Source organism: Nonomuraea deserti (genome assembly GCF_004348685.1).
In the GTDB taxonomy this organism is placed as follows: Bacteria; Actinomycetota; Actinomycetes; order Streptosporangiales; family Streptosporangiaceae; genus Nonomuraea; species Nonomuraea deserti.
The window spans coordinates 1-9,551 of the sequence record NZ_SMKO01000283.1 but is presented as its reverse complement, the minus strand read 5'-3'; the positions used below and the strand labels follow the sequence as shown (position 1 = coordinate 9,551).

Below are 9,551 nucleotides of genomic sequence, written 5' to 3'. Positions count from 1 at the left end.
ACCGAAACCCCAACCCGCCGACCGAAGCCCCACGACCAACCGAAGCCCCAACCCGCCGACCGAAACCTCACAACCACTCCCTTTCCAATCCGCCGACCGAGGCCCAGCGACCACCCACAACCCCCGACCTGCTGACCGAAGCCTCACGACGCCCCGCAAGTCCGAGCCCGCCAACCGAAGCCTCGCGACGCCCCGCAAGCCCCGACCCACTGACCGAAGCCTCACGGTGATCCGCGAGCCCGGGAGCTGGTCGCCGACCCGGAGCCGGTGGTGGCGGGCCACGGCGTCGCTCCCTTCGCCGAGAGGTGCTCAACGTCTCAAGCACGGGCCGGCGGCCCTGGCCCACGACGGCCGGATCCCGGCGGAGCGTCGGCAGCAGCGCAGGGTCGACCTCCTGATCGACCACGTGACCGGCTAGCCGAGCAGCCCTCGGCGGCGGGCCGCCGCAGCTGCCTGGGTGCGGGTGGACACCTCCAGCTTGGCCAGGATGTTGGAGACGTGCACGCTCACCGTCTTCTGCGCGATGAACAGCCGCTCCGCGATCTCCCGGTTGGTCAGCCCCTCCGCGACCAGGCTCAGCACCTCGGCCTCGCGGGCCGTGAGCCCTCCGTCGCCGGTGCGGGCCCCGCGCCCTCCGTCGCCGGTGCGGGCCCGGCGCCCTCCGTCGCCGGCCCCTTGACCACCGCCGACGCGCGCCCCGCGACCACCGTCGCCGAAGCGGGCCCTGCGCCCGAACTCGTGCAGCGCGTTCTCCAGCGGCGCGGCGCGCAGCTTGCCCGCCGTCTCCCTGGCGAGATCCCACTCCGCCTGGGCCGCCTCCCGGTCGCCGGCGGCGAGCAGCGCCTCGGCCAGCCGCCAGCGGGCGCGGGCCGTCTCGTAGACGAACCCGTAGTCGAAGGCCTCCACCACCCGCCGCCACAGGTCCACGTCGAGCCGGCCGTGCACGCGGTGCCACTCGGCCTCCACGCGCAGGCCCCAGGCCTGGCCCTCGGGGCCCAGGTGGCCGCCATCCCCGGTGGGGCCGGCCTCGATGGCGTCGCGGGCGCGGCGGCGCAACTCGTCGGCGCCGTCGGTGCTGCCGAGCCCCGCCAGCGCCCACAGCCCGACGGCGGCCAGCCGGACGGTGCCCGAGTCGCCGTCGTCCAGCCGGTCCATGACCGCGTGGACGTGGTCGAGAGCGGTCCGGGGGTCGCCGTTCCACAGGGCGTGCTCGGCGGCCAGCCCTCGGGACATGTAGGCGGCCAGGTCGTCGGACCAGAACGGCCGCAACCAGCCCAGCCGGCTCTCCACCGCCGGCAGGCCGCGCCCCACCTCGACGAACAGCGCGAACGACGACAATATCGCCTCAGGCGGCGTGCCCACCCGCACGGGGAAGCCGCCCGCGACCGTCTCCGCCTGGTCCCACTCACCCGCGACATAGTGGATGAGGAAGCGCAGGAAACGCAGGTCGGTGCCGTAGGTGCTCCACTTGAGACCCGTCTCGAACGCCATGCGGATGCCCTCGTCGGCCACCTCCGCCGCGTGGTCGAGCCGGCCGCCCTCGTAGTGGATGCGGGCGTGGTGGAAGCGGGCGCGCAGGTCCATCGCCAGGTCGCCGGAGCTCTCGGCGGCGGCGATGTTGACCAGCTCGTGCGCCCTGCCGGCGTCACCCTGGTGTTCGACGTAGGTGGCCAGCGTGAGCAGCGCACCGACCTCGGCGTCTTTGGCCCCTGACGCGCGAGCGACGTCGAGCGCGCGGGCGGTGAGGCTCTCGATCTCGCGGTGGCGCGGGCTCCAGAGCAGCGCGCGGGCCTGGGTGGCCAGGGCGCGGGCGAGCTCGGGCCGGTCGCGCGCCGTCTCGACCGCGCGCTCCGCCGCCGCGATCGTGGCCTGCTGGTCGTCGGCGTCGTAAAGGTAGTAGGCGAGCCGCTCGAGCACCTCGGACGTCGGCGGCAGGGCCCTGAGCAGGGTGGTCGCGCGGTGGTTGTCGCCGGCGCCGGCGGCCATGACGGCGCTTTGGAACGCCAGCCCTTCCCGGCTCTCACCGGTGAGCCCTGCCGCACCGTCGACCCGCTCCCACAGGCCGAGCGCCCGCTCGTAGTGCTCGTGGGCCTCGGCGGGCGCGCCGAGGAGCGCGGCCTGGCGGCCCGCCTCGACGGAGGCCACCAGCGCCCCGGTGAGGTCGTGGCCGGCGAGGTGGTGGTGGGCCAGCTCTGCGGGAGAGGACAGCAGCCGGGCGAAGGCGGCGTGCAGCCTGGTGCGCTCGCCGGGCAGCAGGTCGGTGTAGACGGCCTCCTGCAGCAGCGCGTGGCGGAAGGTGTAGCCGTAGCCGTCGACCCTGAGCAGCCCGCGCGAGACGATCTCCCGCACCGCCTCCTCGTACTCCGCCAGCGGCAGCCCTGACACCTCCCGCAGCAGCTCGTCCTCGACCCTGCGCACGGCCACGGCGGCGGCCCGCAGCACGCGCTGCCCGGCCTCCGACAGCACCTCGACCCTGGACATCAGCAGGCCGGCGAGCTCGTCGGGCAGCTCGTCGCCCTCGGCCATGGCCGCGAAGAGCTCCTCCGCGTAGAACGGGTTGCCGTCGGCCCGGGACACGATGAGCCCGAGCTCCCGAGCACCCACCTCACCCATCGTGGCGACATAGTCAGACATGTCGCCCTCGCCCAGCGGCCCCAGCTCGACGTGCGTCACCGTCGGGAGCCGCTTCAGCTCCGCCAGCACCGAGCGCAGCGGATGGCGGCGGTGCAGATCGTCGGTGCGGTAGGTGCCGACGACGCAGACCCGCTCCGTCTGCACCATGCGGCTGAGGAAGACCAGCAGGTCACGGGTGGACCGGTCGGCCCAGTGCAGGTCTTCGATCACGAACAGCACCGGCTGCACGTCGGCCAGCAGCCCGAGCAGCGAGCCGAACAGCCGCTGCTGGGTGAGCCCCGCCGGCTGCGCGCTCTCCGTGCCGGGAAGCAGCTGGCCCAGCATCGGATGGGTGGCGGCGGCCTCGCGCACCTTCGGCTCCGCGCCGCGCAGCGCGTCGGCCAGCGGCAGGTAGGGCAGCGCGTCGCCCAGCTCGGCGCACTGGCCGGCCAGCACGTGGAAACCACACTCGCGGGCCTCGGCGACCAGCTCGGTGACCAGCCGGGTCTTGCCGATCCCGGCGTCGCCGCCGACGAGGGCGACGCCTGCCGTGCCGTCGGCGGCCGACCGCACCACCCGCACAAGCCTGGCCAGCTCAGCAGCGCGCCCGACGAGGAGACCCTTCACGCCAGAAACGATGCCACGCCCCTCCGACACTTTATTGGTCCGGGGAAACGGCCTCCGATTGGCCCTGATCTCCCTACCAAAAGCATCTTACGCTGCTCTTTTGTGATTCCTCCAACAACGTACGCCCTCTTCGTGACCGCCTCGCTCGCCCTGATCCTCATCCCGGGGCCGAACCATCTCTACATCACCGCCAGAGGACTCGCCCAGGGCCGGGCGGCCGGCCTGGCCAGCGCGCTCGGCGTGGAGATCGGCACACTCGTGCACATCGCGGCGGCCGCCGCGGGCCTGTCGTACGTGATCTCGCAGTCGGCGACGCTCTTCGCGATCGTCAAGTGGGCGGGCGTCGCCTACCTCGTCTACCTGGGCATCCGCGCGTTCATGGGCAAGGACGCCGAGACCGGGGCACCGCGGCGGCAGCCGCTGCGCAAGGTGTTCCTCGAAGGCGTGCTGGTCAACGTGCTCAATCCCAAGGTGGCGCTGTTCTTCCTGGCGTTCCTGCCGCAGTTCGTCGACCCCGGCGCGGGCTCCCCGACCCTGCAGGTGGTGGTGTTCGGGCTCACGGCGCTGCTCCTGGGGCTGGTGTCGGACGTCGTGTACGCGTTCGCCGCCGGCGCGCTGGGCCGCCGCCTGCGCCGCAGGGCCAGGGCGCTCCGGTACGTCAGCGGCGTCGTCTATCTCGGCCTGGGAGTGGCCACCGCGTTCGCCGGGAGAAGGTGATCCGCGCCGCTCGACGGGTCCGGCGGTTCAGAGGTCCAGCGCGGCCGGGATGCGGTCGAGCACGGGGTGGGGCGCCAGCCCGTACGCGTAGAAGTCGACCGCGAGCGCGCCCGCCGCCTTGGCGCCGCGGGCCTTGGCCACCAGCCGGTCGGCCGAGTCGCTGTCGGGATGGCCCGGCCGCAGCACGGCACGCACCTCGCGATCCTTGCCCACGGACCGCAGGTAGGCGCCCACGTCGTCGGCCACCCTGGCCGCGTCGCGCGCGTAGGCCAGCACCCCGAAGGCGGGCACCAGGTCGCCGAGCGCCACCAGGTCGACGCCGAGCTGCCAGGCGTCATGGGCGGCCAGCCCCGGCGTGGGCAGCCCGTCGGTGTAGCCCTTGACCGCGCCCGTGGAGTCGATGAACACCAGCTTGGACCCCTCGTCCGCCACGGCGGAGGCCACCTCGGACACCAGCGTGGTCACGGTCTCCGACCGGGCCCTGGCGTAGGCCACGACCTCCGGCCCCGCGTACGCGGTCAGCGCCGCCCTGGTCACCTCGCCCTGCGCGGCCGGGTCGCCGTCGAACACGCCGCCCACGATCCTGGCGCACTCGTCGCGCGCCACGTCGGCGTTCACGCCCAGGTCGGTGGCCCTGCGCATGCAGTAGTCGCAGAAGCAGAGGCCGAACAGGTAGGTGTCCATCGGGCCGAGCGGCACGAACGAGCGCTGCGGCCTGAGCGGCCTGAAGTGCAGCGACTCGGCCACCACGCTGTCGACCCCGAGCCTGGCCACCGCCCTGGCCAGCGCGACCGCGTATTCGCGCACGTCGGGGTGGGCGGGGCACAGGTCGGTGAGAGAGCCGCGGTCGCCGAAGCAGTCGCGGACCGTCACGTCCGGATGCTTCATGCCTAGCGTGGCGTTACGCAGGAAGACCGTCCATCCGTGGAGCTTCATGGAGCGTTGCGCACAGGCTTCGCGAAGCCCGTCGAACGCATCCTGATAGCCCGGAACGGGAGCGAGCCGGAGCCCGGCGAACAGGTCGGGCGGCGGGGTGAAGTGGGCGCCGTCGTGGCGGATGGTCAGCCGGGACAGTCCGTGCGGGGTGACGTCGCGGGAGGCGTGGTGCACGGCGCCGACGGTGACGCCGCGCACGCCGTACGCGCTGATCCTGTCGAGCACCCGCTCGACGCCCTCGCCGCGCAGGTCCTCGACGAAGGCGTATACCGAACTGTCCACAAGCAGACCTTAAGCGCTCTTGTGCGCGACGAAGTCGATCTCCACCAGGATGTCCATCAGCTCGGACCCCACGGTGGTGCGTACGGGGAAGGGCGGGTTGAAGTACGACTTGTACACCTCGTTGTACGCGGCGAAGTCGCGCTTGAGGTGCTGCAGGTGGACCGTGGCCTTGACCACGTCGTCGAAGCCGAGGCCGTGCGCGGCGAGGATGGCGCCGAGGTTGCGCATGACCCGGTGGGTCTGGGTGGCGACGTCGTCGCCGTCGACCTCGCCGGTCTGCGGGTCGATCGGCCCCATGCCCGAGGTGTAGACGAAGTCGCCCACCACGAGACCCTGGGAGTAGGCGCCGATCGGGGCGGCGCCCTCGGTGGTCCTGAGCTCCTTCTTCACGATTTCTCCCTAGAAGTTGGTATGTATCGTGCCAACGACACGGTAGTCCTGGTCCACCAGAGGCAGCTCGCGCCACTTGTCGAACGCGGTGCAGGGGTGCGAGATGCCGAAGGCCAGCAGGTCACCGACCTCGAGCCCGTCGCCGCGCACCAGGGTGTGCTGGTCCTGCATCTTCGTGACGGTGACGCCGGCGCGCCGCGGGATGGGCAGCCCTTCGTCGTACGGCGCGTCCCGCTTGCCCATGCCGACGACCGCGAGCCCCCGCTCGGGCGTGGAGAGCACGTGCGCCCACACCTCCAGCGCCGGCCGCAGCCCGCCTTGGATGCGGTTGAACGGCGTGTGCTCGCGGTAGTAGCCGTCGTCGTGGGTGACGTAGGCGCCGCTGCGCAGCAGGATGCGGGCCTGGGTGGCGACGAGTTCGCGCCCGATCACGTCGAACCACTGGCTGCCGCCCACGGTCAGGATCGGGTCGCGGACGCGGAGGTAGGCGACCGCCTCCTGCAACGAGTCCAGATATTTCCGGACTTCGTCGGCGGTCTGGAGCGCACCCTCGTACCCCGCGATCCCCACCGGCTCGACCCCGGGCGTCTCCTGCGCGCAGGCCACCACCGCCAGCAGGTCGTCCAGCGACCGGCACCCGGCACGCCCGCCTACGTGCCCCAGCTCCACCAGCACCCGGAACGGCCGCGACCCCGCGTGGCGGGCCAGGATGCCGATCCCGGCCACGGAGTCGGCGAAGCTCAGGAACTCGAACGCGGGATCGCGCTCCAGCTCGCCGGCCGCCCAGGCCAGCCCCGCCGGGTCGACGACCTGGTTGGCGACCATGATCCGGCCCGCCCCGAAACCCCTGGCCGCCTCGGCCTGGCGCGGCGTGGCGACGGTCAGCCCCCAGGCGCCGGCGCCGAGCTGGAGCGCGGCGATCTCAGCGGACATGTGCGTCTTGACGTGCGGCGCCAGCTCAAGGCCGTGGTCGCGGGCGAAGGCCGCCATCGTCGCCACGTTGTGCTCGAGCGCGTCCTGGCGCACCACCATCAGCGGGAAACCGAGCGCTCCGTCGAAGATCGACCGCCCGAGTGTCGCCTGCACAGAGCCCCTTTCCATCAACGTCCGACGCTATCCTGACATCCCAAGCAAGACCCGGCCGCATCCCAACATCGCAAGCAAGACCCGGCCGCACCCTGACACCCCGCGCGCGACCCGGCCGCATCCCGACATCCCAGGGCAAGACCCGGCCGCGATCACGGTCGCAGCGCGCGCCCGGGCGTGGCGCCGGTCAGCTCTCCCCCGGCCAGCACGCGCACCCCCGACACGAGCACGTCGTCCACGCCGGACGCGAGCGTGCGCGGAGCGGCGTACGTCGCCAGGTCGGCCACCGTGTCAGGGTCGAAAACGACCACGTCGGCCGCGAACCCGTCCCGGACCAGCCCTCGGTCGGCCAGCCCGAACCGCCGGGCCGGATGCGCCGCCAGATGCACCGCGGCCTGCTCCCAGGTCCAGTCGCCGAGCTCCCTGACATGCCGGCCCAGAAACCGGGCGAACGCCCCGAAGCCCCGCGGATGCGGATGACCACCCACATAGATCCCGTCGGAGCCGCCGGTCTGCGACGGATGGCGCAACATCCGGCGTACGGACTCCTCACCCTCAGGGCCCTCGTCGGGGCGGGCGGACACCACGCCCGCCTCCAGCCGCGTCTCCGTCAGGAGGCGGCGGCAGAACGCGGCCGGCTCCAGCCCCGCCCGCTCGGCCGCCGCCACCATGGTCATGCCCTCCGCCCACTCCAGCCCGGGCGCGTGCGAGACGGTCAGCCTCGGCCAGGTGCCGGCCAGCGTCGGCCACCAGTCGTCCAGCCCGTCCGAGGCGATCATCTCCAGGGCCCGGTCGGTCTCGGCCCCGGGCACGGACGGCGGCAGCACGACCATGGCCAGGATCGTGTTGCCGCGCAGGTAGGGGTAGGTGTCGAAGGTCAGGTCGACGCCCTCGCCGAGCGCCTCCTCGACCAGCGGCAGCAGCACGCCGGCGGGACCGTGCAGGTGGGAGACGTGCACGGCGGCGCCGGAGCGCCGGGCGATGTCCACCACCTCCGCCATGCCCACCCCGGCACGCACACCGTAGGCGCGCATGTGGGTGACGTACGGGAGCCCGCCGAGCGGAGCGCACAGCGCGGCCAGCTCCTCGGCGGAGGCGTAGCGGCCCGGCAGGTATTCGAGCCCGCTCGACAGGCCGGCCGCGCCCTCGGAGAGCCCGCGCTCGACGTGCCGCACCATCGCCGCCAGGTCGCCCGCCGAAGCGGGGGCGGACGACGGGCCCATGACGTCGTAACGGATGGTGCCGTGCGGCAGGAGGTAGGCGGTGTTCAGCGCCACCGCCCGGTCGTAACCGTCGAGCAGCTGCCCCACGGACAGCGACCCGTCCTGCGGCGCCCCGCCGGACAGCGACCCGTCCTGCGGCGCCCCGCCGGGCAGTGGCCCGTTGACGGCGGCGAAATAGCGGGCGGCGTAGGCGACGGTCGCGGCCGAGCCGGGCGCGAAGGACAGGCCGTCCTGCCCGAGCACGAACGTGGTCACCCCCTGCCGCAGCGCCGCCCGCTGCACGGCCGGGTCGAACACGGCCGCGTCGCCGTGGGCATGGCAGTCCACGAAGCCGGGCGCGACGAACCGGCCCGTCGCGTCGATCACGGTCTCGGCCTGCGCGCCGTCCAGCCTGCCGACCGCCGCGATCCTGTCGCCGGCGACCGCCACGTCCGCCCGGAACGGCGGGGCGCCCGTGCCGTCGAGCACCCTGCCGCCGCTGATGACTACGTCGAACCTCACCCCAGGATTCAATCAGAGCCGCGGTACGGCTTCGGGCCGCACTCCACGGACTCGTTGACCGGATGTTCGGCCAGCAGGTCGCGGGCCTGCGAGCGGGCGAGGTTCCAGCCGTTCCACGGATCGGGACGGTCCAGCCCGTTGGCCTCGACCACGTCGGCGAGCACGCAGCTGCGCTGCGGCTCGGGCAGCCGGTCCAGGGCCGGCACCGCCTCCGCGCCGAGATCGCCCAGGTAGTCGGAGTCCAGCTGGGTGACGCCGCGCACCTCCACCTGCGAGTACGCGACCTGCAGGTCCGGGTTCACCACCGCGAACGCCCCCAGGCCCAGCCCGGTGACCAGCACGACCGTACGCGGCAGCCAGCCGGAGCCGCGGCCCGCGAACCGTACCGCCCCGGCCAGCAGCACCAGCGCGAACAGCGCCCCCAGCCACCAGACCGTGGCCTGCACCGACAACCGCAGCCTGGACAGGCCGTAGGCGTCGGTGTAGAGGTTCATGCGGTGCAGCGCCGAGACCAGCACCACCATCGTCAGCCCGCACAACATCCCCAGCAGCCCCGCCAGCAGCCAGCGCTCGCGCCGCTCGGCCCTGAGCAGCCCGCCGGCGACGGCCACGATGCCCAGCACGAACACGCTGACCACGACCAGCTGGAAGAACCCCTGCCTGGCGTACTCGGCGTAGGTCAGCCCCGCCGTCCTCAGCACCCAGGCATCGCCCCCGAACAGCGCCGTGATCTGCACGGCCACGAACGACGCGAACAGCAGGTTCACCGCCGTGAGCGGCACCAGCCAGATGCTCCTGCTCACCTTGAACTTCTTCTGCGGCCCCACGGGATCGTTCACCGGCCGCAGCGCGACCAGCACCACGGCGGCCAGCAGCACAGCGAAGAGCACGAAGAGGAAGATCCGCAACGGCGCGGACTCCGCCCAGTCCGGCGTGGTGGTCACCCGCTCCAGGAAGGCGGCGAACACCGCGTCCGCCGAGGCGAACAGCAGCCCGAACACCGCCAGCAGCACCGCCGTGATGCCCAGGGCGACCAGCGTCGGCATGACGCGCCGCCGGGCCGACAGCTTCTTCAGCGGCCCGGCCAGGAACCACTGCACCGGGCCGAGCGCGAGCACCACGGACACGCCGCCTCTGATCACGCCCAGCCAGCCCGTGCCCGCCCCGGAGACCGCC

At 73.0% G+C, this 9,551-nt stretch carries 7 protein-coding genes; 1 reads left to right on the top strand and 6 read right to left on the bottom strand.

Annotated elements, in window-relative coordinates; translation table 11 throughout:
• Nucleotides 1–414: 414 nt before the first annotated feature.
• Nucleotides 415–3,240, bottom strand: a complete 2,826-nt coding sequence (locus E1292_RS55330) for a helix-turn-helix transcriptional regulator (RefSeq protein ID WP_132606387.1) — start codon at nucleotides 3,238–3,240, stop codon at nucleotides 415–417.
• 102 nt (nucleotides 3,241–3,342) lie between these two features.
• Here E1292_RS55330 and E1292_RS47510 point away from each other — a divergent pair, with 102 nt between their 5' ends.
• Nucleotides 3,343–3,957, top strand: coding sequence for a LysE family translocator (locus E1292_RS47510; RefSeq protein WP_132606386.1), 615 nt, complete (start codon nucleotides 3,343–3,345; stop codon nucleotides 3,955–3,957).
• Nucleotides 3,958–3,984: 27 nt separating this feature from the next.
• Here E1292_RS47510 and E1292_RS47505 read toward each other — a convergent pair whose 3' ends face one another.
• The 5 genes from E1292_RS47505 to E1292_RS47485 form a co-directional block, all read right to left on the bottom strand.
• A complete protein-coding gene (locus tag E1292_RS47505; RefSeq protein ID WP_132606385.1) occupies nucleotides 3,985–5,175 on the bottom strand; it encodes a hypothetical protein in 1,191 nt (396 codons plus the stop codon).
• A gap of 9 nt (nucleotides 5,176–5,184) precedes the next feature.
• Complete coding sequence (locus E1292_RS47500) at nucleotides 5,185–5,568, bottom strand: RidA family protein (protein ID WP_165975130.1); 384 nt, start codon at nucleotides 5,566–5,568, stop codon at nucleotides 5,185–5,187.
• A gap of 6 nt (nucleotides 5,569–5,574) precedes the next feature.
• Nucleotides 5,575–6,651 carry an alanine racemase gene (locus E1292_RS47495; protein WP_246090916.1) on the bottom strand — a complete coding sequence of 359 codons (1,077 nt, stop codon included), beginning with the start codon at nucleotides 6,649–6,651 and terminating at the stop codon, nucleotides 5,575–5,577.
• A 152-nt stretch (nucleotides 6,652–6,803) separates the two neighbouring features.
• Entirely contained in the window at nucleotides 6,804–8,375 is a 1,572-nt protein-coding gene (locus E1292_RS47490; RefSeq protein WP_132606382.1) for an N-acyl-D-amino-acid deacylase family protein, read from the bottom strand.
• A gap of 8 nt (nucleotides 8,376–8,383) precedes the next feature.
• Nucleotides 8,384–9,551, bottom strand: a 1,168-nt coding sequence (locus E1292_RS47485; protein WP_132606381.1) for a DUF4153 domain-containing protein, incomplete at its 5' end; no start/stop codon positions are given.